At 63.0% G+C, this 25,953-nt stretch carries 25 protein-coding genes; 14 read left to right on the top strand and 11 right to left on the bottom strand.

Translation table 11 applies throughout. The features are described 5' to 3' along the window. Window positions 1-223 precede the first annotated feature (223 nt). Window positions 224-1,216 carry a hypothetical protein gene (locus ACW4LP_RS11335; RefSeq protein ID WP_237974487.1) on the top strand — a complete coding sequence of 331 codons (993 nt, stop codon included), beginning with the start codon at window positions 224-226 and terminating at the stop codon, window positions 1,214-1,216. Between the two features lie 5 nt (window positions 1,217-1,221). On the opposite strand, the gene ACW4LP_RS11330 is transcribed toward ACW4LP_RS11335, so the two are convergent. Next, window positions 1,222-2,040 (bottom strand): MBL fold metallo-hydrolase, encoded by an 819-nt coding sequence (locus ACW4LP_RS11330; protein WP_161127615.1) that lies wholly within the window; start codon window positions 2,038-2,040, stop codon window positions 1,222-1,224. A 354-nt stretch (window positions 2,041-2,394) separates the two neighbouring features. Here ACW4LP_RS11330 and ACW4LP_RS11325 point away from each other — a divergent pair, with 354 nt between their 5' ends. After that, window positions 2,395-3,657, top strand: coding sequence for a RidA family protein (locus ACW4LP_RS11325; RefSeq protein WP_161127614.1), 1,263 nt, complete (start codon window positions 2,395-2,397; stop codon window positions 3,655-3,657). Between the two features lie 67 nt (window positions 3,658-3,724). On the opposite strand, the gene ACW4LP_RS11320 is transcribed toward ACW4LP_RS11325, so the two are convergent. Together ACW4LP_RS11320 and ACW4LP_RS11315 are read right to left on the bottom strand one after the other, a co-directional pair. After that, a complete protein-coding gene (locus ACW4LP_RS11320; protein WP_161127613.1) occupies window positions 3,725-6,040 on the bottom strand; it encodes an ATP-binding response regulator in 2,316 nt (771 codons plus the stop codon). Window positions 6,041-6,259: 219 nt separating this feature from the next. Beyond that, the gene (locus ACW4LP_RS11315) at window positions 6,260-6,715 is read right to left on the bottom strand and encodes a hypothetical protein (RefSeq protein ID WP_161127612.1); all 456 of its coding nucleotides are present in this window, start codon (window positions 6,713-6,715) and stop codon (window positions 6,260-6,262) included. A 193-nt stretch (window positions 6,716-6,908) separates the two neighbouring features. On the opposite strand from ACW4LP_RS11315, the gene ACW4LP_RS11310 reads away from it, so the two are divergent. Both ACW4LP_RS11310 and ACW4LP_RS11305 read left to right on the top strand, forming a co-directional pair. Beyond that, complete coding sequence (locus ACW4LP_RS11310) at window positions 6,909-7,427, top strand: MGMT family protein (RefSeq protein WP_114539542.1); 519 nt, start codon at window positions 6,909-6,911, stop codon at window positions 7,425-7,427. Window positions 7,428-7,635: 208 nt separating this feature from the next. Beyond that, window positions 7,636-7,953, top strand: coding sequence for a hypothetical protein (locus tag ACW4LP_RS11305; protein WP_114539541.1), 318 nt, complete (start codon window positions 7,636-7,638; stop codon window positions 7,951-7,953). A 79-nt stretch (window positions 7,954-8,032) separates the two neighbouring features. Here ACW4LP_RS11305 and ACW4LP_RS11300 read toward each other — a convergent pair whose 3' ends face one another. After that, window positions 8,033-8,362 (bottom strand): type II toxin-antitoxin system RelE/ParE family toxin, encoded by a 330-nt coding sequence (locus ACW4LP_RS11300; protein ID WP_161127611.1) that lies wholly within the window; start codon window positions 8,360-8,362, stop codon window positions 8,033-8,035. Beyond that, window positions 8,362-8,649, bottom strand: a complete 288-nt coding sequence (locus ACW4LP_RS11295) for a type II toxin-antitoxin system prevent-host-death family antitoxin (RefSeq protein ID WP_161127610.1) — start codon at window positions 8,647-8,649, stop codon at window positions 8,362-8,364. The genes ACW4LP_RS11300 and ACW4LP_RS11295 overlap by 1 nt, the downstream gene beginning before the upstream one ends. A 276-nt stretch (window positions 8,650-8,925) precedes the next feature. Between ACW4LP_RS11295 and ACW4LP_RS11290 the strand changes: the two genes are divergently transcribed. The 3 genes from ACW4LP_RS11290 (at window position 8,926) to ACW4LP_RS11280 (ending at window position 12,010) form a co-directional block, all read left to right on the top strand. Then, entirely contained in the window at window positions 8,926-10,638 is a 1,713-nt protein-coding gene (locus ACW4LP_RS11290) for an FAD-binding protein (RefSeq protein ID WP_452040645.1), read from the top strand. Further along, window positions 10,638-11,045 carry a cytochrome c3 family protein gene (locus tag ACW4LP_RS11285; RefSeq protein WP_161127608.1) on the top strand — a complete coding sequence of 136 codons (408 nt, stop codon included), beginning with the start codon at window positions 10,638-10,640 and terminating at the stop codon, window positions 11,043-11,045. The genes ACW4LP_RS11290 and ACW4LP_RS11285 overlap by 1 nt, the downstream gene beginning before the upstream one ends. 152 nt (window positions 11,046-11,197) lie before the next feature. After that, window positions 11,198-12,010 carry a MerR family transcriptional regulator gene (locus ACW4LP_RS11280; RefSeq protein WP_161127607.1) on the top strand — a complete coding sequence of 271 codons (813 nt, stop codon included), beginning with the start codon at window positions 11,198-11,200 and terminating at the stop codon, window positions 12,008-12,010. Here the strand turns inward: ACW4LP_RS11280 and hypB are convergent. Continuing rightward, window positions 12,007-12,687 (bottom strand): hydrogenase nickel incorporation protein HypB, encoded by a 681-nt coding sequence (gene hypB, locus ACW4LP_RS11275; RefSeq protein WP_288219413.1) that lies wholly within the window; start codon window positions 12,685-12,687, stop codon window positions 12,007-12,009. The two genes, ACW4LP_RS11280 and hypB, sit on opposite strands and share 4 nt — an antisense overlap. Before the next feature lie 345 nt (window positions 12,688-13,032). On the opposite strand from hypB, the gene ACW4LP_RS11270 reads away from it, so the two are divergent. After that, window positions 13,033-13,581 (top strand): phosphatase PAP2 family protein, encoded by a 549-nt coding sequence (locus ACW4LP_RS11270; protein ID WP_177720323.1) that lies wholly within the window; start codon window positions 13,033-13,035, stop codon window positions 13,579-13,581. A gap of 51 nt (window positions 13,582-13,632) precedes the next feature. Here ACW4LP_RS11270 and ACW4LP_RS11265 read toward each other — a convergent pair whose 3' ends face one another. The 4 genes from ACW4LP_RS11265 to ACW4LP_RS11250 form a co-directional block, all read right to left on the bottom strand. Then, window positions 13,633-14,088, bottom strand: a complete 456-nt coding sequence (locus ACW4LP_RS11265; RefSeq protein ID WP_161127605.1) for a hypothetical protein — start codon at window positions 14,086-14,088, stop codon at window positions 13,633-13,635. Window positions 14,089-14,346: 258 nt separating this feature from the next. Next, window positions 14,347-15,543 carry a DNA-deoxyinosine glycosylase gene (locus tag ACW4LP_RS11260; protein ID WP_452039402.1) on the bottom strand — a complete coding sequence of 399 codons (1,197 nt, stop codon included), beginning with the start codon at window positions 15,541-15,543 and terminating at the stop codon, window positions 14,347-14,349. 68 nt (window positions 15,544-15,611) lie between these two features. Continuing rightward, window positions 15,612-16,739 carry a DUF5808 domain-containing protein gene (locus ACW4LP_RS11255; RefSeq protein ID WP_177720321.1) on the bottom strand — a complete coding sequence of 376 codons (1,128 nt, stop codon included), beginning with the start codon at window positions 16,737-16,739 and terminating at the stop codon, window positions 15,612-15,614. Beyond that, a complete protein-coding gene (locus tag ACW4LP_RS11250) occupies window positions 16,736-17,266 on the bottom strand; it encodes a GntR family transcriptional regulator (protein ID WP_177720319.1) in 531 nt (176 codons plus the stop codon). Before ACW4LP_RS11250 ends, ACW4LP_RS11255 begins: the two co-directional genes overlap by 4 nt. A gap of 192 nt (window positions 17,267-17,458) precedes the next feature. Between ACW4LP_RS11250 and ACW4LP_RS11245 the strand changes: the two genes are divergently transcribed. The 5 genes from ACW4LP_RS11245 to ACW4LP_RS11225 all read left to right on the top strand — a co-directional run bounded on the left by ACW4LP_RS11245 (window position 17,459) and on the right by ACW4LP_RS11225 (window position 22,335). Next, entirely contained in the window at window positions 17,459-17,974 is a 516-nt protein-coding gene (locus tag ACW4LP_RS11245; protein ID WP_452039401.1) for a hypothetical protein, read from the top strand. 87 nt (window positions 17,975-18,061) lie between these two features. After that, window positions 18,062-18,442 (top strand): fluoride efflux transporter CrcB, encoded by a 381-nt coding sequence (crcB, locus tag ACW4LP_RS11240; RefSeq protein WP_418389592.1) that lies wholly within the window; start codon window positions 18,062-18,064, stop codon window positions 18,440-18,442. 240 nt (window positions 18,443-18,682) lie between these two features. After that, window positions 18,683-19,111: an MOSC domain-containing protein gene (locus tag ACW4LP_RS11235; RefSeq protein ID WP_114539533.1), complete on the top strand. Its 429-nt coding sequence runs from the start codon at window positions 18,683-18,685 to the stop codon at window positions 19,109-19,111. 630 nt (window positions 19,112-19,741) lie between these two features. After that, window positions 19,742-20,917, top strand: coding sequence for an SLC13 family permease (locus tag ACW4LP_RS11230; RefSeq protein ID WP_417000227.1), 1,176 nt, complete (start codon window positions 19,742-19,744; stop codon window positions 20,915-20,917). 86 nt (window positions 20,918-21,003) lie between these two features. Then, entirely contained in the window at window positions 21,004-22,335 is a 1,332-nt protein-coding gene (locus ACW4LP_RS11225) for a helix-turn-helix domain-containing protein (protein WP_114539353.1), read from the top strand. 101 nt (window positions 22,336-22,436) lie between these two features. Here ACW4LP_RS11225 and ACW4LP_RS11220 read toward each other — a convergent pair whose 3' ends face one another. After that, the gene (locus ACW4LP_RS11220; RefSeq protein WP_302222530.1) at window positions 22,437-23,978 is read right to left on the bottom strand and encodes a helix-turn-helix transcriptional regulator; all 1,542 of its coding nucleotides are present in this window, start codon (window positions 23,976-23,978) and stop codon (window positions 22,437-22,439) included. A 254-nt stretch (window positions 23,979-24,232) separates the two neighbouring features. Between ACW4LP_RS11220 and ACW4LP_RS11215 the strand changes: the two genes are divergently transcribed. Beyond that, window positions 24,233-25,945: an FAD-binding protein gene (locus tag ACW4LP_RS11215; protein WP_452040648.1), complete on the top strand. Its 1,713-nt coding sequence runs from the start codon at window positions 24,233-24,235 to the stop codon at window positions 25,943-25,945. Window positions 25,946-25,953: the final 8 nt, after the last annotated feature.

The raw sequence follows: 25,953 nt of genomic DNA, 5'->3' as shown, positions 1-25,953 counted from the left end.
GCGACGGCGCAGGCCTTGCGCCCGCATCGCCGCGCTCGTGAAAAATGCGACTAAAGAGTATACACCACCGACGGCGCTTCAAGGCAACCATCGGCCAGACGAAGCGATCTGAAACAAACTCATGACGTAGCGCCCACGAGCCGGCGCGCGAAGCGCGGGCATAAGGTATGCTGAAACCGAGCCATCGTCGCTCGCCGAACCGCCAACGCTTAAGGAGGTCGCCATGGCCGCGAAAAGCCATCGGGCGCTGAAAATCACCAGCATCGTCATCGGCGCCATCGTCGCCGTCGCGCTTATCGCGGTGGTCGCCCTGAACATTTATATGCGCGTCGCCTTCGCCCCCTTCTTCGACCGCGCGGAATCCCCCTTCGACATCCCGGGCATCAACACCGGTTTCGTCCCCCAGGACCTCGACCACGTGGAAGCCGACGACTCGTGGCTGTTCAGCGGGTATATGGCCGACCACTCGCCCTCGCCGATTTACCGCCGCGCCGCCGACGGCACCATCACGAAGTTCTACGTCACCCTGCCCGACGGCTCGGCCTACGACGGCCACGGCTCGGCCATCACCACCAACGAGCAGTACGCCTATCTGGCCTGCGAGGAGGGCTACCTCGTCATCCCCATGGATAGCCTGCTGTTCGCCGAAGACGGCGCCTGCGTGCAAGCCGCCGAGAAAGTGGGCGTCGATTTCTCCCCCGCCTTCATGAACATCGAGCAGGGTCAGCTCTTGCTCGGGAACTTCTACTACCCGAACGACTACGAGACACCTGAGAACCACCACATCACCACGCCGGACGGTACCGAGAACCCCGCCGTCATGTACGCCTTCGCCGCCGATCCCACCCGTCCAGGCCGCTTCGCCACGGTGCCCGACAACGTGTTCTCCATCCCCGGCATGGTCCAGGGCACCTGCACGACCGACGACGGGCGCATCGTGCTGTCGGTCTCCTACGGCATCGCGCCCTCGCACCTGCTCGCTTACAACGTGAACCTCGCCGCACCGGACGGCACCTTCACGACGAACGCCGGCGACGAGGTGGAGCTGTTCTGTCTGGATTCTCGCAACCTGACAGACGACCTCGTCGGATCGCCCATGCAGGAGGGCATCGAATCCCATGACGGGCGCATCTACACCACCGACGAGTCGGCCTCCAACAAGTATATCTTCGGCAAACTCTGCGGCGCCGGCCGCGTGTACGCCGTGCAGCTGTAGAAACGCTACCCGATGGTCACGAGGCGGTTTTGGAAGGCGACGGAGACGGTCGTGGAAAGGCCGTGCTCGGCGATGACGGCCTCGAAGGTCTCGCGCGGGAGCCGGTAGGTGTTGTTCTCCTGGGAGACGTGCATGGCCGCCACCGCGCGCAGGTTCTCGTGGGCCAGGTTGTCCAGAGCCTCGCGGGCCTGATCGTTGGAGAGGTGTCCGCGCGCCGACGCGATGCGCTGCTTGATGACGTAAGGGTAGGGGCCCACCTCCAGCATGCGGGCGTCATGGTTGCTCTCCAGCGCCAGAAGGCGCACGCCGGAAAGCGCCTCCCAGGCCTTATCGGTCACGATGCCGGTATCGGTCATGTAGCCGAGGGAATCGCAACCTTCCGATGCACCCGTCAACTCGTCGAACCGGAACCCGTAGGAGTCGGCCGCATCGTGGGACGTGCGGAAGGGACGCACGGCCAGGCCGGCCGCCTCCAGCACATCGCCCCCGCCGAAGGGCTCGAACGCGGCGCCCACGCTAGCCACAGCATCGCGCAGCGGCGCCGAGGCCGCGAACACCGCCTCGCTGGCATGCACCGCAGGACGCGCCCCCGCCTTCGCCAGCCCCCGTAGAACCACGCCAAGTCCCTTGGTATGATCGCCGTGATCGTGGGTGACCACCACCGCGCGCAGCCGGCCCAAATCGAACCCAGCCTCCTCAGCCCGGGCGAAGAAATCGCGCTTACAAATGCCGCAGTCGATAAGCACCCCCTCGCCCGTCGCCGCGTTCTCCACAATAGCAGCGTTCCCACCGCTGCCGCTGGCCAGTATGTGCAGTCGAAGCATTAAGGATTTCTTTCATTTGAATTGCCATTGAAATGAAAGGTAATTCTAAACATCCTCCCTTTTCAATTCAAGGATTCGGCCCCAGGGAGCCTCTTATCCCAAACACCGTCCTTCAATGCTTCGTCGCACCTCCATCGCCAAAAACCCACAACTGGCATATTTTTGTTCACATGCTCAAATTTTACATACATGACCAGAGCTTTCGAAAAAGTTCTATTTGTCAAGATCATCGCAATTTCCCATCGACACCGTAGCAATAAGCCTTTTCTGTTGACAACGACTCTTTTCGTCATGTTTAATGCACTTGCACAATTTGTGCATCGCTGCTGATTCTTACCTTTGAAAGGGGTACCAATGAGCGATCCGAACGTGGTAGTGGCCCGCAACACCGACCAGGCGCCCGTGAGCGACCTGTATTCCCAGACGGTGGCGTTCTCCCACTACAACAACCTCTCCGCCCAGCTGCCCATCGACCCGGCGACGGGCGCCATCGTGGCGGGAGGGGCCGCCGAGCAGGCCGAGCAGTGCTTCAAGAACATCCAGGCCGTCGTGGAGAGCATCGGCCACGACATGAACGACATCATCCGTGTGTCCATCTTCCTGGCCGACATCATGGATCTGAACGCGGTGGAGAAGGTGCAGGCCTCCTTCTTCCCCACCTATCAGCCCGCCCGCACCGTGGTGGCCGTCGACGCCCTGCCCCAGGGCGCGCTCGTGTTCATCGAGGCGCTCGTCGATAACGGCGAGGGCACCCAGTCGGTGCCGCAGGCCGGCGACTTGGTGAAGCTCACCAACAACACCCACGCTGCCCCCTACGACGCCGGCTCCACCCAGACCGTGGCGTTCTCCCACTACAACAACATCACCATGCAGCTGCCGCTCGATCCCGGCACGGGCCGCCCCATCCTGGGCGACGTGGCCGCCCAGACCGCGCAGTGCTTGCGCAACGTGAAGGCCATCCTCACTTCCGTGGACGTGCCCTTCGACGACATCGTGAAGGTGACCATCTTCGTGAAGAACCTGGCCGACGCAAGCGTGGTTGACGAGGTGTACAAGACCTTCTTCCCCGATTCCGGCATCGCCCGCGCTGTGAACTACCTGCCGGCCCGTACCGTGGTGCCGGTGAAGGATCTGCCTTACCACTGCGACGTAGCCGTCGAGGCCGTGGTCTCCCATGGCGACGGCACGCCGCCCCAGGCCATCGAGGACCGTCACGGCCTCATCATCGAGGCGTGCAACACCGACGCCGCCCCGAAGTGCCCGTACGCCACCCAGTCTGTGGCCTTCTCGCACTACAACAACATCTCCGGTCAGCTGCCCCTCGACCTTGACGGCAAGCTCATCGCCGGCGGCGTGGCCGAGCAGACCGCCCAGTGCCTGGCCTACGTGAAGGCCATCATCGAGTCGGTGGATCACGCGGTGGAAGACATCGTGAAGGTGAACGTGTATCTGGCCGACATCGCCGACCTCGCCGCCATGAATGAGGCCTACGTCGCCTTCTTCGGCGACCACAAACCGGCCCGCAAAGTCGTGGGATGCGGCGAGCTGCCCTTCGGCGCCCGCGTCATGATCGACGCCATCGCCGGCAACTGGGAGGGCACCCCGCCGGTGGCCTAAGCCCCCGGCGAGCTCGCAAAAAGATCGCACGCAAAAACGGCCCGGGGAATTCTCCGGGCCGTTTTTGCTATTTCTCCGGGATGTGCTCGGCCAGAAGCGCCATCAGCTCGTGGATGTTCAGCGGCTTGGTGGTCAGCGCTGTCATGCCGGCGTCGCGGGCGCGGCGCTGGCCCTCCTCGAAGGCGTCGGCCGTCTCGGCGATGATGGGCAGCGTGGCCGCGTCCGGTCGATCCAGGGCGCGAATCTCGCGGGTGGCCTCGTCGCCGTCCATGCGGGGCATGCGCATGTCCATGAGCACGGCGTCGTAGTAGAACGGCTCCACCGAGGCCACCTTGCGCACGGCCGCATCGCCGTCGCGGGCCTCTTCGGGCTTAAAGCCGTAATCTTTAAGGATCTCCACCAGAATCTCGCGGGACAGATCGTCGTCGTCCACCACGAGCACCTTGCACCCGGTAAAGTCGCGCTGGCACCGCTCGGCCGCCTCGGCCTTCTCGCGGGCCTCGGCCAGCTCGTCGGCGTCGGCCACGCGCAAAGGTAGCGTGATCGCGAACGTCGAGCCGCGGCCCACGACGCTTTCCACCGCTATCTCGCCGCCCATAAGGTCGACGAGACTCTTGGTGATGGTCATGCCCAGGCCCGTGCCCTCGGTCTTGTTGGCATAGCCGAGGCCATCGCGCTCGAAGGGCAAAAAGATTCGATCGAGGAATTCCGGCGTCATGCCGCAGCCGGTGTCGCTTACCGTCATCCGGTAGGAGCCGAAACCGCGGGGCGCGTCGGGAAGCTCGGTGAGCGTCACGGTGACGAGTCCCCCAGCGGGCGTGAACTTCACCGCATTGCCCACGGTGTTCACGAGGATCTGGTTCAGGCGCAAGGGATCAGTGACCACCTGCGGATGGGCCAGGCTGTCCACGTCGATGGTCAGATCGATGCCGACGGCCTCCGCCTTCTCGTCGAACATGTCCTGCACCTCGATCACGGCATCCGGCAGGCTGACGATGTCCTCGTTGAAGGACATCTTGCCGCTCTCGATGCGGCTCACATCCAGAATGTCGTTCACCAGGCTCAACAAGTGGTCGCTGGACAACATGATCTTGCGCAGGCAGTCGCGCACGCGATCAGTGTCGTTCAGGTGGTCCAGCGCGATGGACGCGAAGCCCGAGATGGAATTCATGGGCGTGCGGAAATCGTGGGACATGTTGGTGAGGAAGGTCGATTTCGCCTGGCTCGCATGCTCGGCCAGATCGAGCGCGTTCTGCAGCGCCACCTTCTGGCGCAGCTGCTCGCGCATCTCGCCGGTGACGTTGCGGGCGGCCAAGATGACCTTCGAGTCGCGCTGGGGCAGACGGATGATGCGCAGCTCCACGTACTGCTCCTCGTCGCCGAACAGCCGCCGATAGCCCACGGAGAAATCAGTCTCCCCCGCCTCCAGCCGACGCCACAAGGCCTCGCCGCCGATTTCCGCGCGCACCCGGGCGCGGTCCTCGACTACCACGAAGGTGTCGACGTAGCGCTCCATGGCGGCGGGATAATCGCCCTCCGCGACACTGGCCAGGGCGAATTCCGCCGTCGTGTCCTCGCCGCGCCGGTATACCTCAAGCTCCTGCGTCTCCAAATCGACCAAGTACAGCGCGAAGTTCTCCGCTCCCAAGCTGTCGATGACATCGATGTACTGCTCGCTGCGCTCCTCCGCCAACTTCGTGCGTGTGAAATCCTCCAGAAAGCCGAAGGCGAATCGCTCGGAGCGGTCAGTGTGATCGAGGCTCATGCGCAGCCACCGGCCGTTGGGAAGGCGCCCCTCCTGATAGAAGGCCTCGCGTCGCTCGAGGAAGGCCTCCATCTTCTGGCGCACCTCGTCGCTCAAGGTACTGCCGAAGGTGAGGCCGACGAACTCGGTCAGGCTGATATAGTTGCTGTCCACGCCGCTTTGCTCGCGGGCCTGCTCCGTCAAAAGCATCTGGCGGTAGCGCATGTCGTAGAAGAACAGGCCGGCGGCGGCCTTCTCCATGGAACGCTGGGCGGGCAGGATCCAGTCCGTCACATCGTGGATGGTGAACCCGCACAGCCCCTCGGAAATGGGGAACACCTCGGCGCGGAAGAACTGCTGGAGCATCTCGGAGGGTGCCTCGAACTCCGAAGCGCGGCCCTTGTACGCCGCCTCGTAGAAGTGGTCGAGCCAGATGGGATCGCCGCCCCATAGGGCGTAGGCCTCCTCGCCGAGCAGGTCCTCCGTCACATGGCCGGTCAGAGCGGCCGCCGCGGCGTTGATATAGCGATAGGCGAAATCATAGGGACGCCCCTGATCGTCAAGCAGCACTTCGGCGACACCGAAAGGCAGCGTGCTGCGCCCGAATGTCGTCTCCCAGGCTCTCAACAGTTCATCCACGGCAAAACTCCCCTTGACCGACTTGTTGAAAAAATCCCATACGTTGCACGATTACAGTGTACCACTTTCTGAGCCAAAAGGTCATTTTATAGGAAATCTTACCCGTATAAAGATGGTTTCGCAAAACTCCCTTTCTTTGGTCACGTGCACAAAAAGGCCCTCCGCAACTGGCGAAGGACCTTACGATGGTCGTTATTGACAGACGTTTCAGCAGGTCGTCTAAGCCTCTGGCTCGGCTGCCTGGTTCTCGTCGCGCTGAACCTCGCTGGCCGCAGGCGGAATCTCGCCGCGCTTGAAGCGCATGACGTCGCCGTCCTGCTGCATCACGAGCTCCTCGCCTTCGAGCGTCGCCTCAGCCGAGCTGCCGTCGAAGGTGAGTTCCACCGTGGTGGCGTCCTTGGCGGTCCAGGAGCCGTCCATGTTGGTGCCCAGCGCGCTGAGCACGGCAGAACCGCCCTCGTTCAATTGCAGGTAAACGGAAAGTCCCATCTCCTGGGCCTGGGCCAGCGTCTCCTCGGTGGCCTCCTGGCCATCGACGGTGCCACTCGTCAAAATCCAATCCCCCTGGAAGTTCGCGGCATCGTTGCCCGCCGGCGCACCGGCACATCCTGCCAGCGCCACGCACAGCGCGAAGGCGCATGCTGCCGCCCCGATGATCTTCGCCTTAAGCTTCATTCCCGCTCCTTTGATCGCATTCTTCGACGCCCATCGCGTCCCTTGCAGCCAGCGCGGTCATCTTATACGTAAGCGGCAGCATCAGCAATACTCATCTCCCATACGTTGGGCAACTGAGAAGAAGGGCTTTTACATCGCCCGCTCGTCTGCTATGGTGGCCCCAATCAGCGAAGAGCGCACCGAAGGAGACCTCATGGGAGACTACGCCAACCGGGTGTTCGCCGTCGTGCGGCGCATACCGCGCGGAAAGGTGGCCACCTACGGACAGGTGGCACGGCTCATCGGCGCCCCGCGCACGGCGCGCTACGTCGGTTATGCCCTGCACGCCAACCCAGAGCCCGGCACCGATCCGGGCTGCATCCCCTGCCATCGGGTCGTATTCAAGGACGGACGCATGGCCACCGGTTTCGCGTTCGGAGGCCCCGACGAGCAGCGAGGCATGCTCGCCGCCGAGGGGATCGCCTTCGACGAAGAGGGCCGCGTGCTCATGGAAGAGTTCCAGTGGGACGGCCGTCCGGAAAGCGCAGGGGCGCCAGGAAATGCACACGTGACCGGCGACTCGGGCGCGGCCGACACCGCCGATGCGACCGATTACCCCACCGCGCCGCCCCCGGACTTCGACTGGGAAGCCGAACTGGCCGAGCACCCGCTGCACCATTGCGAGACCTGCGCCGCGCCGCGCCCCGACTGCAAAAAGGAACGCCACGCCTAGGTTCCCATTCGTTCCGAGGCGGGCGCCGGTGCGCACATTCGCCATTTGGCAACGGGTCTCCCCTGGCTCGATGACCGTTTCCTGCCAAAAGGTGCCACCGTGCCCGGCGCGGATTACCATGGGTCTTCGGAACCGCCGACTCCTTCGCCTTCCCGAAAGAACCGACGGCATCCTGTCGCACATCCCAACGCATCAAGGAGGCGTCATCATGGAAGATAAAGAGTTGCTCGAGAAGATCATCGCGAAGCAGAGCGTCATCATTCCGGCCATGGAAAAGACCGGCGAGACGAAGGACATCCCCGAGAAGTTGCGCCACGCCATGGCCGCGGCCGAGGAATGGGCCGACGTCATCGAGAAGAAAGAGGGCCGCGACAAGGAAGCCCGTCGCTGGCCGGTGAAGCAGTTCGCCGAAGAGGCCCACGAGCACATCGCCCTGTTCGATCACGAGACGCGCCAGCAGATCCAAGAGTACTGCGAGCTGGTGGCCCGCCTCCCCTACGATGACGACGCCCCGCTCGGGGTGTAACTGCGCAGTGTCAGCTATTGTCGAGGAGGCCGCTCGATATCGAGAGGCCTCTTCGCATTTTGCACCTTTACGGATCCAACTAATCCTCGTCTTCCTCCCAATCGATAAGGGCGAAGTCGTCGATGTCCTGCCGCGTGTGGATGACGCGGCGAACCGTGAGGAATTCCTCGTCGTAGGTGTAGAACACCCGATAGTTGCCGACAAGCCATGAGCGAATATCTCGGCGGCCCAGCGCCTCATCGATGAAGGGGCGGCCAAGCGTGGGCATGGCGCACAGTTCTTTTACGGCCGCCTTGATGCTCGTGTAGGTTTGCCGCGCAGCGGCAGGATTTCGACACACTTCGCCCACGTAGATGATGATCGATTCCAGATCGAAGGCCGCGCGGGGGCGGTAAATCGGCTCCCGCATCAGACGCCCCAAACTTCGAAGATTCGCTCCATGGTCTCATCGAGGGATGCCTGGGAGATCGTCTCCTTGCGATACTTCTCCTCTATCTCCGCCTCACGGAGCTTCTGGACGTAGCGCTCATGCTGACGCTGCTCCTCGTAGGCAACGCAATCGATCACGACAAGGCTCGCCTTCCCGTTCTTCGTCATGAAAATGGGCTGCTGCGTTTCTTGAGCCTGGGCACAGACGTCGTTGAGATCGGTTCGCAGATCGCTAATAGGGCGAATAAGGGGCACGGCAGCGGGCATAGAATCACCTCTATAAATAAGTAACTTATTTATAGAGGTTTTTACCACAGATGAGTATCGAATTCAACGCCATTCCAAAAGCGTTATCCAACTTACTCATTCCCGTATCCCCATGACACCAATTCCGCTTCATATCTTGAGCAGGCAAAACTATCTTTTTGGAAAAATCCTCTTGACCCTCAACTAGGTTGAGGGTTTAACCTCGGGTTGTGTCGATTTTGTGCATGGTATTAGGAGAAGATGCGCAAAATACCAATCGCGAGAAGGAGGGAATCTATGACCCTAAGCAAGCTATCGCGGCGCGACTTCCTCAAAGGCGCGGGAGCCACCGGCATGGTCGGGGCCCTGGCGCTCGGCGGGGCCGGCGTGGCCTTCGCCGAGGAAGGCACAGCATCTGGCGAGGCAGCCGCAACGGCCAACCCGTACTCCCAGGCCTTGGGAGAGGACGCATCGCTTTTGCCGATGCGCCACGCCGAATGCCCCGGCCCCCACGGACCGGTGGCCTTCGAAGACCGCACCATCGGCGATGACGAAATCGTATCCACCGCCGACACCGAGGTGCTCGTCATCGGCGCCGGCATCGGCGGCATCATGGCGAGTCTCAAAGCCGCCGAGGAGGGTGCGAAGGTCCTCATGATCGAGAAGATGACCGAGGGCCGCTCCGCCTGGGAGAGCTTCGGTGCCACCCAGGCCACCTTCCAGAAGGAGCAGGGCATCGTCATCGATGACGCCCAGCTCATCGACGAGATCCTGCGGGCGAGCGACTGGCGCGCCGATCCGGAGGTCGTCACGTCCTACGTGAAGCACTCCGGCGAGGTGGCCGATTTCTGGCAGGCCATGTTCGACAAGACGGGCACCGGCTGGCAGATCTACAAGTTCGACCAGGCGCCGAACTACAACGGCTTCCCCGTGATCGACTCCTACGTCAACTTCAAGATGCCGGAGGGCATCTCGAAGACGTGGCTCTTCGGCCTGCACGTGTGCGAGGATCTGCTGAAGGCGCTGTCGATGTACGACAACGCCGAGGTGCGCTACGAATGCCCCGCCGTGCAGCTGGTGAAAGAGGCCAACCGCGTGACGGGTGCCATTGCGAAAACCGCCGACGGCTACATCCGCATCAACGCGAGCAAAGGCGCCCTTCTGGCCACCGGCGGCTACGATGCCAACCCCGAGATGATGCAGGCCTGGGTGCGCCCCGAGGACTACGAGTACTCCTCCTGGTGGAATCCTTCCTGGGGAACCACCGGCGACGGCCACATGATGGGCCTGGCCGTAGGCGCCGAGATGGACTCGCTGCCCCAGCCGGTTATGAACTTCAGCAACGCCACGCCCTCCACCTTCGTGGAGAAGCGTGTGTACTTCCCCGGCGCGATGAACTGGGGCATCATGGTCACCGAAGAGGGCAAACGCTTCACCAACGAGAACAATCCGCGCCAGTATGCGGGCAACGCCATGAACTTGCAGATCCGCCGCGGGCACACCTGCTTCTGCATCTTCGATCAGGCCATGATCCAAAGCTCGCTGGACAAGGGCGGCGAGGCGGCCGCCGGACAGCTCGATCGCGATGAGGCCAAGGGGCACCTGTTCCGCGGTTCCTCCATCGCCGAGGTGGCGCAGAAGGCCGGCATCGACGGCGGCGCCCTGGAGACTACCATCAACGAGTACAACCAGCTGTTCGCCGATGCCGTCGAGCGCGATCCGGAGTACTACCGCTACACGGGCAACAACCAGGCCTTCACCGGTGGCACCTACTATGCGCTGCTCACGACGAACGTCATCTTGGCCACGGTGGGCGGCCTGGCCATCAACGGAAGCGCCCAGGTGCTCGACACGACGGGCGCCCCCATCGAGGGTCTTTACGCCACGGGCAACGCCTCGGGCAGCTTCTACTCGGGCAATTATCCGCGCCACATTCCCGGCACGTCCGTGGGACGCGCCGCCACCTTCGGATACGTGGCCGCCGATCATATGGTGAACGGAGGCAACTAATGGCTAAGAAGAATCTGAACGCAAAGGCGCTGATCGCGCTTTCCACCGTCGCCCTCGTGGCAGCCTTGGCCCAAGCAGGCTGCGCGCCGACCACCAATGCAGGCGGGACCGACATGGCCGATACGGGTGCTGCCACCGAGCAGACCGCGGCCGACCCGACCGATCCCACCGGCCCCTACGTGTCCGACGAGGCGTGTCTGGCCTGCCACGGCGGCTCCTTTGAGGCCAACGCGGCCAACACCGAGAAGTACGGGCAGTGGAATCCCCACTCTTCCATCCATGGAGGCTACAACTCCTGCGACAATTGCCATGAGAAGGGCCAGGAAGTCACGCGGAACTGGTGCGCCAACTGCCACACGTACTCGGCGGAAGGCTCCGACTACCACGAGGACTCTCTGTTCCTGTAAGCGCTCAATCCTTTGAGCCCCTCCGGAAAACCCCGGTCAGGCTTCTAGTCGGCCGGGGTTTTCCATGCCCTCGGTTTTTCCTGCGCCGCGCGCTCCCGAGGAAACGAGCTATCATAGAAATTCATCCACCAGCATCTTTGGGGAGGTAGACCATGTACCGGATGAAGCAATTCGCCGCCATGACCGGCATGACCCAATCGAAGATCCGCTTCTACGAGAAGCACGGGCTCGTGCTGTCCGACCGCATGGAGAACGGCTACCGCGTGTTCACCCCCGAGGACGCCTTTCGCTCGAACGCCTTCCGCGTGCTTTTGCAGTACGGTTTCAGCATCAGCGAGGCCATCGAGATGCTGGACGCCAAGCAGGACACCGCCGAGTTCCGTGAATCGCTGCAGGAGCAGCGCCAGAAGCTGGAACACGAGCGCATCCTGCTCGATTATCGCCAGCGGCGCATCGAAAGCGTGCTGGACGTGCTGGAGACCGACGGCAAGGTGGATTTCAAGCTCGTGCACATCCCCGATCAGCTGTACGTGAACGCCTCCCACGGCCGCGACTTCACCGTTTCCATGGAGAACGAGAAGGTGCTCGCCGAGTACTACGATCTGCTCAGCATCACGAGCTGCGCGCGCATCATCACGCGAGAAAATCTGCTGGACAGCAGCCCTTCGGTAGATCCTGATTACATCAACACCGTATCCGTGGGCGAGGAGCATTTCCTCTCCCCCTATGCCCGCGAGCACGTCAAGCGCCTGCGCCTCGGCCGGTGCCTGCGATTCCGCCGCATGGTCACCCGCGAGGAGTCTATTCAGAAGGAGACGTTCGACGGACTGTTCGAGCACCTCGACGCCCATGGCCTGACCATCTGCGGGGACATCCTCATCATGCCGACGTTCCTCAACCTAGACGGCGAGGGCAGCGACATCGAGGTTCTCTACGTGCCTGTTGAAGAGACCGCGGGCGCCTAACCCTGCACCTTCTCGGCGCGCTGGGCTTGCATCCAGTCGGCGAGCTCGGCCATGCCCTCGCCGGTGCGGGCGCTCGTGACGAAGATGTCGAGCGCGGGGTTCAAAAGGCGCGCCTGCTCTTTCAGGCGATCCATGTCGAAATCCTCGTTCAAGGGCAGGTAATCGCACTTCGTGACGATGAGCGCGTCCACAGCGGCGAACATGGGCGGGTACTTCATGACCTTGTCCCAGCCCTCGGGGACACTCAGCAGCATGACGCGGGTGTGGGCGCCGGTATCGAAGTCGGCTGGGCACACGAGGTTGCCGATGTTCTCAAGGAACAGGTAGTCGAAGCGGTCGCCGTCGAAGGCCTCGAAGGCCATGGTGACCATGCCCATCTCCACATGGCACACCCCGCGGGTGTTCAGCTCCACGGAGGCGACGCCGGCCTCCTTGATCTTGAGGGCGTCCACGTCGGATTCCAGGTCGGCCTCGATGACGCCGAGGGCCTCGACGCCCCGGGCACGCAGCTCGCGGATGAGCGCGAGCAAAAGCGTCGTCTTGCCGGCCCCTGGGCTCGCCATGACGTCCACGAAGAACGTGCCCTCCTGGGCGCGCTCGGCGCGGAAGGCGTCAGCCGCCTCGTCGTTGGCCGCCAGGATGTTCTTCTTCACTTCGATGACGCGCGTCTGATCCATGATGCCTCCTTCGCCGGCGCCGAGCCCTGCCGCCCGGCGCCTTCCAAATACTGTTCAGTTCCATAGTAACGGGCGCAGCGCCCTTTGGGCAATGCAGAAAGGGAATCGGCTATGCGGATTGCCGAATGCGCATCGCCGCGTTCGCGCATGGGCAAGCAAGCGCGCGGATTACCTGGAAAACCATGGATATCGCAGCCGGTGAAGCGCTTCGGGACGATCGGCATTGCGTTTTTGAGAGCGCGACGGGTTGCCCGCCGGCGCCGCTTCCTGTAGCCTTGTGCCTGAAAGGAGCGCGGGGCGAGCCTTTCCCGAATCCCTCTCTTTAAGACACTCGCCTCCCCTGCCGTGAACGAACTTGCCATCCTGGATGCCATCCAGCTCATCCACACACCCTGGCTCGACGCCCTTGTTGCCGCCTATACGAGCACGAGCGACGTCGGCCAGATTTGGATCCTGCTCGGCATCGTGCTCGCCATCATTCCAAAGACGCGCAAGCTGGGCGCGGCCGTCCTCGTCGCCGTTCTCATCGGCGCCATTGTCACGAGCGGCATTCTAAAGCCCCTGATCATACGCCCGCGACCGTGCGACGTGAACCCGCTCGTGCCCATGATCGTCGACCGACCCCACGGCTCGTCGTTCCCCTCGGGGCACGCCACCGCCGCCTTTGCCGCGTTCGGGGCGCTGCTGTTCTCGAAGGGGCCCAAGCCCCTCGTCATCGTCGTCGGCATCGGCGCGCTGCTCATGGCGCTCACGCGGCTGTACTGCTACGTGCACTACCCCACGGATGTGCTGGCGGGGACCGTCGTCGGGCTGCTCGCGGGATTCGCCGCCGCCAAAATCGTCGAAGCGGCAAGCCGCAAACTTCAGGAACGGCGATCGCAATCGCACACCTAGGCGCCGACGCGCGAAACGGGCACGCGAGGAATCACCTTGAGGCCGAAGCCCCTATCCCTCTCGCACCTTCCCGGTCACGGGGCAGGTGATATACCCGTCGCGATGAAAGTAGTGCACGAGAAAGCCCACGCCGGCAAGCGCGAGCGCGATGCCGAGACCGGTGTAGAAGAAGGCGATGAACCAACCCGGCACCAGGTGGAAGGAGCGCAGGGCGATGCCGCCGCCCATCATGACGGCCATAATGAGGTAGCCGCGCACGTCGAAGAACTTCAGCACGTGCATCTTCTCCTCGCCGTAGCTGCGGATGCGGGCGGCATGCTTGCCCACCAGCTTGGAGAACATCATGTGGAAGACGACGAACGCGGCGGGAATGCCGATGAGCAGAAGCCACAGGTTGCCGTTGCCGGCCGCGATGGCCTCGATGCCCATGCGGGCGACTTGGCTTCCGGCAATGAGCCACACGGCCGCCGCGATGAGCAGCAGGTACTTCGAGCGAACTTTGAACATGGCGAGTTTTCCTTTGATTGAATGCCGCCGCGGCGCGTTCGCCCCTTTTGGGGAGGGTGCCGCGCGGTCACTAGTTTTTCCTGGGCACCATAGCACCCTCGCCCGCCCACTTCCATAAGGCACATGGTCTCGACAGCAAAATTTCAACTTGCGGAAACCTTATAGGGGCCACACGCATCCGCGTCAGTCGAAATGCGATGCGGGGCAGCAGTTCGGCCCGATCCCCGCGTATTCTGCGATGGCTAATCCTGGCAAGTTCTAGACGAGCGGCTCGATGTAGGCAATCGGGGCGACCACGAAGCGTCCGCAGTGTGCGGCACCGTCTTTGGCGGCAAGACCCGGCTTCGGCACGATCATCGTGACGGTGAGGTCGGCGCGCACGGTGTCTTTCACCGCGCGGCCCGTCTGGGCCGAAAGTCCGCTCGGCACGTCGGCGGCCACCACGAACGTGCCTCGGTCGCGGGCAGCGTTGAGAGCGCGGATCCAGCCGTCGAAGGGCGCCTTCACCGTCTCGTGGGCGAACCCAGTGCCCAAAAGGGCATCGATGGCGAGCGAGGCGCCGTTAAGCAGGGCCGACACCTCCGCGTCCGTCGGCGCGAGAACCACCTGGCTGTGCGCGCTCAGGGACACCGTCGCCCGCAGGGCGGCCGCACGCGCCGGCTCAGCCGTAAGCGCCGCAGGCTCCACCGCTGTCACGAGACAGACGGGGATGCCCCAGCGGTCCAGGTACTCCCCGGCCACCCAGCCGTCACCGCCGTTGTTGCCGTTTCCGCAAAAGATGACTATTTCCTTCGCGCCTTCCATCCCTTCCAGCGCCTTACACGCCTCGAAAGCAAGGAAGCGGCCGGCGCGGCGCATGAGCGCGTCGAGCGGCGTGCCCGCCTCCGCGATGGCCCGCTCGAGCGCCACCACCTGGGACACCTCAAGCACGGGAGGCTTAAAGGGGGTCGTCGCATCGGCTACGGGACGATAGGCTTCCACAAGCCGCGGCAGAGACCAGGCCGCGTTGGCCGGGCTCGGCGAGGGCAGCACCTCGGCGGCCAAGCCACTGGCAGCCTCGCATAGCTTCGCGTAGTAGCGCCCCGCCGCCGCACCCGTGCAGAACACCCGGCGCACCGGCGCCTTTTCCAAAACGCGCGACAGATCGTTGGGGTGGGGGTTGGCGATGGAGGCGTCCGAGGCGCCCCGGATGTCGCAGCTTTCCAGCACGTCCCACAGCGCGATGTGATGGCGCAGCAGCAGATCGGCGCGCTCGGCGTTGTCCTCGGGCACCGGCTCGTCGAACAGCGCAGCGAGCACGCGCCAGAACCGGTTCTGCGGATGCCCGTAGAAAAACGCCGCCTCGCGCGATTTCGGCGAGGGCATCGTGCCCAGCACGAGCACCTCCGAGCGCTCGTCAAACACCGGCGGAATACCGTGCTCGATGTGCTGCAGCGGCTGGGCGCAATCTTTCATGGCAGCCTCCCTTTGCTCCTCGCGCGATGGCCCCGGCGGGACGCGAACGGCCGCTTGCGCCCGACCCCTTAGGTGAGCAGAAACGACGCCGCGATGAATCCCGCGATCACCAGAGCGAAGCCTACCACAAAAGCCCACGCTGCGGGTCGCCCCAAATTGATCGTCCAGCCGATACCGAAGCGCTCAGGCAGAAACAGCGCCGGGTCGTCGGGGTTCACGTAGAAGATGCCGCCCTTCCAATATCGGTCGTTGTCGCGCGGCATGGCGCCGCCGCGCCCGTCGGCGCTCACCCGGGCGAGCAGGCGGCTGCCGTTCTGGCCGTACACGAGACTCACCGCGGTGCTCGCCACCAGTATGACCGCCACCACGACCCCGATGGGCACGAGAGCCTGGGCCATGGAAAGCACGCCGAGAAACGTCAGCTGGATAACGGGCCCCAGCAAGCTCACGAACAGGCCCATGCCGACGAGCATCACGCTCTGAGCGCGGGCGAACATGCCGTAGGCCCAGGCGCTCGCCGCCGGCATGGCGGGATCGCTGCCCTTTTTCGATCGCAGAATCACCCAATGGGCCACGGTGAGGCACACGGCGATGAGCGCCACGAACAGCACGGGAAACGCAACGATGCCCGGCGACTTGTCGGCCCACTCGGTCACCTTCCCCGCCAAATCCATGTGCAGGGGCACCTTGCCGGGCATGGCGGGATAGCCCACGATGCCCATGGCCAGCGTAATGAGGATTACGGGCACGTACAGCAGATCCCAAGCAAGGGAGAGAGGCTTCGGGAAGGGCTCGTCGCCGATAAATCCCGCGCTGCGGCGCCCCTCGGCCACCCAGCCCTGAGCCTTTTTGTAGCGCTGCACCTTCGCGCGGAAATACAGCATGAGGGCGTAGCCGCCCACGCACAGGACGAGGGCGGCCACGACCAGCGTCGCGACGAAGGCATGCTCGGGATCGAGCGCAAGGGCTGCCGCGCACGCAATCGTTGCCGCCGCCGCAAGCGCCAGCATGATCGCAAGATAGGCGCGTTTCAGGCGGCGCAGATAAGGATCGCGCGCCGCATCGTCGGGCACCGTGACGGCAAAGCACTCGCGCTTCGGCATGAGGTAGGGCGTGAGCGCCATGAGCACGCCCATGAGGGGAACGACGAGGGTCAAAAGCCCGAGAAGAGGAATTACGGGAGACGTCACGCTCATTGGGGCACCACCGCCTCGCCCGCGGCTGCAGCCGCACCTGCCACCGACGACGTGCCTGCACCCGCGGCCGCCACCGACGACCCATCGGCAGCCTTCTTCTTCCGCGTCGGGCGCGGGGCGGGCTCGGCATCTTCCATCACCCCGTAGGCGCGTGCGGCCTGGGCAGCGGCCGCTTCCAGAAACTGGCCGCGCGCGCCGCCCCGGGCTCGGAAGGCCAAGGCCAGCTTGAAGAGGTCGTCCTCCATCTTCACTTGGGCCGATGCGTCGGCGTCGGCGCGATCGGCGGCAGCCGGATCGGCGATCACCGCCCCGGCGCGACCGCGCATGCGCACGTAGCCCTCGTCGCGCAGCACCGCGTAGGCCTTGTTCACCGTGTGCAGGTTGATGCCCAAGTCACTCGCTAGGGAGCGCACTGAGGGCAGCGACTGGCCCGGCTCCAGCTGGCCGGTGGCGATGCCGGCCACAATCTGGTTGCGTATCTGCAGGTAGAGCGGCTCGGCGGCCGCGGCGTCGACGGCGATGAGCATGGGGGCGTCCTTTCCGAGCGGCCCGTAGCGGCGCGCTACGGGCCATTGACTTCTTGTTCTACTCGGAGTATAACATAAACTGTTCTAGTTGTCATAGAACAAAATACGGGCGATCGGCTTCTCGTCGCCCCGCGAAAGCCGCCGCGGCCACCCGAAGCCCTGCCCGCTCGTTCCCGACGAAAGGACTCCGCTATGAAACGCGCCCTTGTCTTTCTCGCCATCACCTTCGGCATCACCTACGCCTACGACTTTCTCGTGGTGTACCCCATCGCCCAAGGCACCGCCCCCTACGCGAGCGAGTTCCTCTCGCCCGACCTCGCCTACATGGTCTCCGTGGCGCTCACCATGCTCTTCCCCGCCCTGGGCGTGGTGCTCACGCGCCTCGTGACGCGCGAGGGATTCCAAATGTGCGCCTGGTGCACCGTGCTCGCCATCTTCCTCAGCTACGTGACCATCCGCACCGGCTCCACGTTTGCCGCGGCCATCGGGCACGGGGCCGCGAACGGCACGACTAACGGCGTGACGCTGTTCTCGCTTTCGGGCGGCAACCCCTTCGTGGGGCCCTTGTGCACGGGCATCGTGGGCGGCCTGCCGCTTCTGGTCGTAGCCGCGACCATGCTGTGGAACATGCGCCGCCGCGAGAAGGCCGGCACCCTGCGCATGCCCGAAGCGGGCCTCCCCGACGGCGTGCGCCACACCCGCCGCTAGAGGGGCGCGCTCCCCCAATGGCGCAGCGCGTTCTCCCCCGATAGCGTATACTGGGCGCGCGATGGACTCGGGAAAGGAGAGCGAGCGATGATGGGCCTGTTGTGCGTGGGAGCGGGCGGCGCGCTGGGCGCCATGGGGCGCTACGGCCTGGGACTCATCCCGCTGGGAGGCGAGCTGCCGCTCATGACGCTGCTCATCAACTTCCTGGGGTCGGTGGCCATAGGGGCCATCGTGGAGACCTCCGAGCTGGCCGCCGGCGCCCTTTCCCGCGAGGCGGTGCTGTTTTTGAAGGTGGGCCTATGCGGCGGGTTCACGACGTTCTCCACCTTCTCGCTGGAGACCCTCGAGCTCATCGAGGGCGGTCAATACGCCATCGCTGGCGCCTACGCCCTGGTCAGCGTCGTTTTGTGCGTCGCCGGCGTGCTGGTCGGAAAGGTGCTCGCTCGCGCGCTCATGCCGACAGGCTAGACGCCAGAAGAGCCGCGTCGGGTGCCTTGGCTAAGACTGCTAAAAATTCTAAAGGCTCTAAAACTGGTAAAGGAGCATTCGCTTCTACTATCCCCGCTTGCAAATAGTCTAGGGGTTCGCTAGAATTTGGGCGCGCCGGCATTCCCCCTTCAGCGTCGTGCAGCGGGTCGGGGGCCAAGTCCTATGCACCGGGTGGGTCGAGAGTGGCGCACGACCCATCGCCAGCGAGAAAGGTGCATCATGGGCGTGATCAAAGCCGTATGCACGAGCGATATCAAGGGAATCCAGAAAACCGAGCAAGCCGTCATCGAGCTTAGGCCCAACTGGGGCATCGAGGGCGACGCCCACGCTGCGCCGTGGCACCGCCAGGTGAGCCTTCTGCCCTACGAGCAGATCGAGGCATTCAAGAACCGCGGCGCCGAAGTGGGCCATGGGGCGTTCGGCGAGAACATCATCGTCGAGGGCTTCGACCTGAAAAGCCTCCCCATCGGCACGCGCTTCGTCTGCAACGACGTGGTGCTGGAACTGACCCAAATCGGCAAGCAGTGCCACGCCCACTGCGCCATCTACCACCAGATGGGCGACTGCATCATGCCCCGGGAGGGTGTCTTCTGCAAGGTGCTCGCCGGCGGCACCATCGCCCCCGGCGACCTTATCGAGATCGCATAGCAGGTCGCGAAGAGGCAGACAGCGGGGACGCGCAGAATCTAACGTCCCCGTAACTGGCCAAGTAACTCTGCCAGTTTTTCAATAATTGGCAAGGCAACTTGACCAGTTTTGTGAAGGTTAAACTGCGCGGCCACTCGGCGTAGGGGGTAACGAACTCGTCGATGGCCTCTTCCGAGACGCCTGCTTCGAAGCGGCGGCCGGGCCGCCGCTTTCCGCATCGTTTTCCCTATTGTCGCGGGCACTCTCGTCAAAAGCAACTGCATGTTCGTCATGGCCCATAAAAGATAGGCATAAGAGCACTCACTCACGTTCTCGGTCGACGAACCACCTCGAAATTGCAGCAAATCACCGGTTATGAGCCTTAGGAGACAGATCCTTCAGTGACCCGGAATAGTCTCGATGCGCGCGAAGCTTTGACCAGGTGTTTTCCAAAAACTTCTTCCGAAGACCGAACGCAACGCAGAGTTCAGACGCTTATAACTCGAGATCTCGTGCAAAAAAGGCCTCCCTCGAGAGCAAAGCCCTTCCCGGGTGGCTCGGGGCTACTGCTCATCCCGGTAACGGCGCTCTTTGTTTGTGCGACATTGGGGTACACTACGGGCACTGTCCTGTTTCGAGAAAGAGCGTCCCTTGCGTATCTCCGCCACCACTCCTGCTGCCTTTCTACGCGAGCACGCTGTGCTCGTCGTGGCGGCGGTGGCGGCTGCGGCTTCCGCACCGGCGGTGCCGCCCGACGAGGCTTATCTGGGGTATTTCGATTGGAAGACACTTGGATGCCTGTTCTGCGTGCTGGCCGTGGCGAGCGCGCTGCGGCTCATGGGCGCTTTCGACCGGGCGGCCCGCGCCGTCATCGCACGGTTTCGCAGACCTGGGCCCCTCGCGCTGGCCCTCGTGCTCACAACGGCCGTGCTCTCGTGCGTGGCAACCAACGACATGGCCCTCATCATGATGCTGCCGCTTTCGGCGGCCACCCTTATGGGCGCGAACCTCCCCCGTCTCGTGGCTCCCGTGTTCGTGCTGCAGAGCCTGGCTGCGAACCTCTGCGGCATGATCGTTCCCTTCGGCAACCCGCAAAACCTCTACCTCTATTCCTATTACGGGCTCGGCCTCGGCGATTTCCTGACCGCTATGGCACTGCCCTTCGCGCTGTCGACCGCCGGCATCGTCGCCTGCACCTGGTGGCTGTGCGGTCAGTCGAACGGCAGCTGTGGCCGAGACGATACGCGCAGTCTCGCCGTGCCGATGCCGCTCAGCCGACGGCGCCTGGCAATCTACGGAACGCTTGTCGCCCTCACCCTGCTGGCCGTATTCCGCATCGTGCCCGTCGCCGCCGCCGTCGCCGTCGTAGCCGCCGCGCTCGCCGCCCTCGACCGGCGCGCCTTGGCTGCCGTGGACTGGGGCCTACTCGCCACCTTCGCCTGCTTCTTCGTGTTCGCGGGCAACCTGGCGCGCGTGCCAGAGGTGTCCGCATGGCTCTCGCCCCTCATGGCCGATCACGGCCTGCTCGTGAGCGCCGGCTTAAGCCAGATCATCAGCAACGTGCCCGCCGCTGTGCTGCTCTCCCATTTCACGGGCGCATGGCAGCCCCTGCTCGTCGGCGTGAACATCGGAGGCGCCGGCACCCTTGTTGGCTCACTTGCGAGCCTCATCACGCTGCAGCACTTCACCAGCGTGCGCAAAATCTTCCCCCGAGCGACCGCGTTGCCCGAGCTATCCACTGGTCGCTTCCTCGCCCTGTTCAGCGTGCTGAACTTTGGTTTCCTGGCCATTCTCTTGATTGCTTGCGGGATGGCGTCTTCCTTCTAGAAAAATCTTTCGATTTCGAAAGATTTTTCTAGAATTACTAATTCCGTGATAATATTTCGCAATCGAAAGATTTTTTGGAGGAGCCCATGTTCAGCATTACCGTTGCCGAAGCCAGCGCAAAGCTCGGCGTGAGCCCCGCCCGTGTTCGCCAGCTCATCAGAAGCGGCGTGTTAGCCGCCGAACAAGTTGCGGGCATTTGGCTCATAGACGAAAAGAGCGTCGAGGCACGCCGCGAGCACAACCCCGGTCGCGGCCGACCAAGCGCGCGCCTGAGCCAGCCAAACATCTCCCGTTACCTGCTCATGAACCGCGACCATGAGGTGCTCGCTTTCCGTTTCGACGCCTCGACGGGAGAATTTCTCGATGCCGATGAGATCATCGACGCCAAACGCGCTCCCCTTTCCATCATGTCCCCGCGGGGAACAAAAGCCTCGAAAACCGCACTTTCCTACTGGTGGTGTCATCGTGCCATTCCGAAGGCGCGCCACGGCATCGAAGCGAAGCTGGTCGAGCTCGGCGTTGCCGACACCTATGATCTCCCCTTCAAAAGTATGGGGCTCTCCCTTTCCGACCAGTACTGGATCAAGCCCTATGGAAGCGAGATTCGCTGGAGCGACGTCAACTACTTCGAGAACGATTTCTCCGAAGCGCCGGTCGAAGAATGGATGGCCGACGTGGGCCTCGACTCCCCCGACAACACCTCCGACGGCGTTCTTTCCAAACGCTGGGTGTGCCGCAATGGCGAGCGATGCTTGCTCAAGGGAGGTACGCTGCTCGATCAGGAACCCTACAACGAGGTTATCGCCACGGAGCTTTTCTCGCGCCTGCTGTCTGACGGAGACTACGTTCCCTACACGCTGATCGAATGGGGCGGCGCGCCGGTCAGCTCGTGCCCGAACTTCGTCGGCCCCACCGAGGAGTTCATCCCCGCCTACTACGTGAACGAGGTTCTCCCTCAGGTCCCCCACCGCGACAGCTACCGTCATTACGTGGAATGCTGCGTCGCGCTGGGCGTGGAGGACATCGAAACAGCCCTCGGAAAGATGATCCTCTGCGACGACATCATGGCCAACACCGATCGTCACTGGCGCAACTTCGGTCTCATCCGCGATGTGGAAACCCTCGAGTACCGCGCTGCCCCGTTGTTCGACACCGGCTCGAGCCTCTGGTGCCGCGTGCCCACGCGAGAGCTGGCTTACACGCCCTTCGTGGTGAATATGCGTCCCTTCTACGAAGACGCCGACCGGCAGCTGCGTCTCATAGGCGACACCTCTTGGCTCGATCTGGACAAACTCGCGGGATTCCCCGAATGGGCCAGCGATTTTCTCGACGAGAACCCTTCAATGTACGACCGCACCGATTTCATCTACGAAGGGTTGCAGAAGCGCATCGATTTCTTGCATCTGCTGTTCGGCTAGAAGCAACACACGACCAAGCACCGCCCTGCCCATCGCGCCCAGAAAACGCCCACAAAGACATCTCCGTAAAGGCATCGAGAGAAGAGGCAGCTCCGAGCCTTCTATTTCCTTGCCGCCTCGGTAGCTAAATCGATAAGTTCCTCTTTCGAGTGAATGCCGAGTTTTCCATAGATGTGCCTGATATGCGTTGCCACCGTGTTCTTGGAGATGAACAGCTTCTCGCGGATATAGGGACGACTGTAACCACGGGCTAGGAGAAAGGCAATTTCCGTCTCGCGATCAGACAGGCCGAATTTCTTCTGCAGCAGTTCGCACCCCACCATGAGTGAGTGCTCAAGCGCATCCGAACCCGCCTCAGCCATCGGCCGCACTTCAATCGGTTCGCGCTGGGGCGCCACAATGCCAACGAGGGCCACGAGGCAGATGAGCGCCGACAGAAAGGCAACCTCAGAAGACGCCGCGGCGGGACCAGCGCATGCGCTCCCCGCAAGGTTGCCAAAAAGCACACCCAGCTGCACGGAGCCATTGAGAAGCCCCACGCCCAAGGCCACAGGCGCCTTTCCTTGCTTGGCAAGAGTGATCGCAAACAAATACACCAGCACCTGAATGAGCGAATCAAGAGTATCCCCGATGGCGTTGGAGACAAATCCGGCCCACAGACCGGAAGACCCATGCAGTACAAGCGTTATGATCACGCACGGAACCGCCCAGCGGAACAACCCCGTGAAACTCACCCTTCTCGAAAAGAATACGATGGCAATGCCCAAAGCTACGCTGGCAAGGCTGGAAATGAGCATGGAGACATCAAGATCGATGAGCGCATGCATACTGTCGCGGACATCGGCCAAAGCGGCCTGCCACCCGATGGCGAGATACAGCACCACGAGAACAACCGCGACGCGTCCAAGATAGAAGCCCCACGATTCTGCAATTCCGAAGCGTCGGGATAGAGACGCGCCGGCACCCGACGAAGCTGAAGCGGCGCCCGACGCTTCAGCTTCCTTGAGGTAGGGCGACATCCCCCCAACGCCTGACGCCGCCTCTTCGACGCCGCACCGTTTAGCCCCCTCACGCAAGCAAAGGAGAAGCAAGACGCCGGACATCAACGGCAGCGACGCCGTCGCCACTACGCCCACAACCCCCTCCAGCAGAGGGTATACCACAACGCACGGCACGATAACTAGCGACGAGAGAGGCACTACCGCTTCCAGCTCCTCCACATCCAGCACCATGAGCGCACGGGCCCACAGCAGGCTGAGCAACGCATAGCCCACGCCTGTCATGGCCCCTCCCAGCCACGCAAGCCCCAACGCAAATGCACCCAGAGCCGAAACAATGGTTCCCGCTGCCAAAAGCAGCGCTGCCGCTATGGAAAATCTTCGCAAGCAGCGGGCCCCGAGCGGTCTTCGACTCAGCAACAAGCCGCCGACGAAAAATCCGAGCACGACAGCTACCGCCGAGAGGAGCCATGATTCATCGGAGTTGATGGACTGACCGCTTCGATAGGGAAACACCGCTGACGTTGCATAGGTGCAATACAGCCACGCCCAGACAAACCCAATGCCCATGTAGCGCAACTTGAGCGCCGCTTCAACACGACGCATCGAGTCAAATACGCTGTCCTTGGTTATTGCCTTTCCCATCGATTCCCTCCCCGAGCCTCTCATGTCATCGCACCCGCACTCCACAGGAGTCCCTCCTCAAAAGAGAAGTATAGCAACTCGCCTCCCTCAGGTTCAGAAAACCCCTGGTAGCGGTATCACCTCAGAGAGGTGATTTCTCGAATAACCGCGCGCAAGCGATGGCCTCTATCGCGCAGTTCCTCCATGATGACGCATTGCGACGGCCAATCACACCGCTCGTCGACGCAAGAGAGATCCACGATACAGGAGGGACTATGAGCAAAGAATCGATGAAGATGAACCGCCGCGACTTCCTCGGCCTTGGCGCCGTGGCCGCCGTGGGGGCCATGGGCTTGGCAGGATGCGCGCCCCAGACTTCGGCCGAGAAAGACCTCGGAGCAACTGGTGGCGCAGCCGCGACGCCCGAAGCCACGGCGGCCGCAGAAGACTGGCTTGGCGCAGAGCCCGAAGTCGCCGAGAGCGACATCGTCGAAACCCTCGACACCGACTTCCTCATCATTGGCGCCGGCACGGCCGGCCTTGCCGCTGCTGGCGCGGCGGCCGATTTGGGCCTCAACTTCATTGCCTGCGATAAGAGCAACCAGGTTCCCGAGACCCGCGAGTACCTCGGCGGCGTAGACACCGCTTACGCCAAGGCCAACAACGTGACCATCGACCGGCCGAAGCTCTTGAACGAGCTGACGCGCTACGCCTCCGGCAAGTGCAACCAGAAGCTCATCAAGCGCTGGATCGACGATTCGGCCGAATACATTGATTGGGTGACCGAGGTAATGAAAGACGCCGGCAAAGAGGTCATGCTGGACATGCCGCCCGAGCACGCCACGGGCGGTACCGACTACTATGTGCCCTATGTGCAGCACCTGTGGGAGCCCTCTTACGTCCCGCCCACGCGCAACGACGTCATCGCCGAGCGCTTGTCCGGCCAAGGTCACGACATTCTGTTCGAGCATAAGATGGTGAAGCTTGTTCACGCCGATGGCAAGGTGACAGGCGCTATCTTCGAAACCAAAGACGGTATGAAGCAGATCAATGCTAAAAACACCCTGCTCGCCACGGGCGGCTACGCGGCCAACCCCGTGATGATGACCGCCCTGCAGCCCTCCGCTGTAGCCTGCTGCACCGCCTCCAGCTTCAATCCCACTTGCACAGGCGACGGCATCAAGGCGGGGCTGTGGGCCGGAGCCTCTAAAGACAAGGACGCCGCCCCCATGGTCTTCGACCGTGGGGCCGTGGCTCCTGGCGTGGATGCCGGCTACGAGGGCGAAGGCGAAGGCGCCATGTTCCGTGGCAGCATCTTCCAAGAGAACATCGGCAGCCAGCCCTTCATGAAGGTGAATCGCCGCGGTCAACGCTTCGCCAACGAGTCTACCCCCTACGATTTCATCTGCTTCGCCGCCACCTACCAGCCCGGCGGGGTGTGGTGCCAGGTCTACGACAGCAACATGATGGACGATATGCTGCGCTTCGAAACCGTCGGCTGCTCGCGCGTGGTGCCCTACATCGAGATGGGCATGACCTACGACGAGTACACTGCCGCTTCCCAAGAGGCCGGCATCCTCATGAAAGCCGACACCATTGAAGAGTTGGCCGACATGCTCGGCTTCACCGGCCAGGACAAGGATAACTTCCTCGCCGAGGTGGAGCGTTACAACGGCTTCTACGACAACCAGGTGGACGAGGACTTCGGCAAGGAGGCCTACCGCCTCTCCGCCATCCGCCAGCCCCCCTTCTACGGTTGCTGGTTCGGCGGCTCGCTGCTCACCACGATCGACGGTCTGCGCATTAACGAGAACTGCCAGGTGCTCGATCCGGAGCTGAACGTCATCGAGGGCCTGTATGCCGCTGGTGACGTATCCGGCAGCTTCTTCTCGGGTAACTATCCCGAGTATGTCGTAGGCGTGGCCTGCGGCCGCAGCTCCGTTGAGGGCCGTCACGTGGCGAAGCTGCTCTCCGGCGCCGCTCAATAGCAGCCTGC

The sequence above is a fragment of the Adlercreutzia sp. CNCM I-6215 genome (assembly GCF_977072315.1).
Note: the sequence above shows the minus strand (reverse complement) of the source record. Positions and strands in the feature narration are given on the sequence as shown.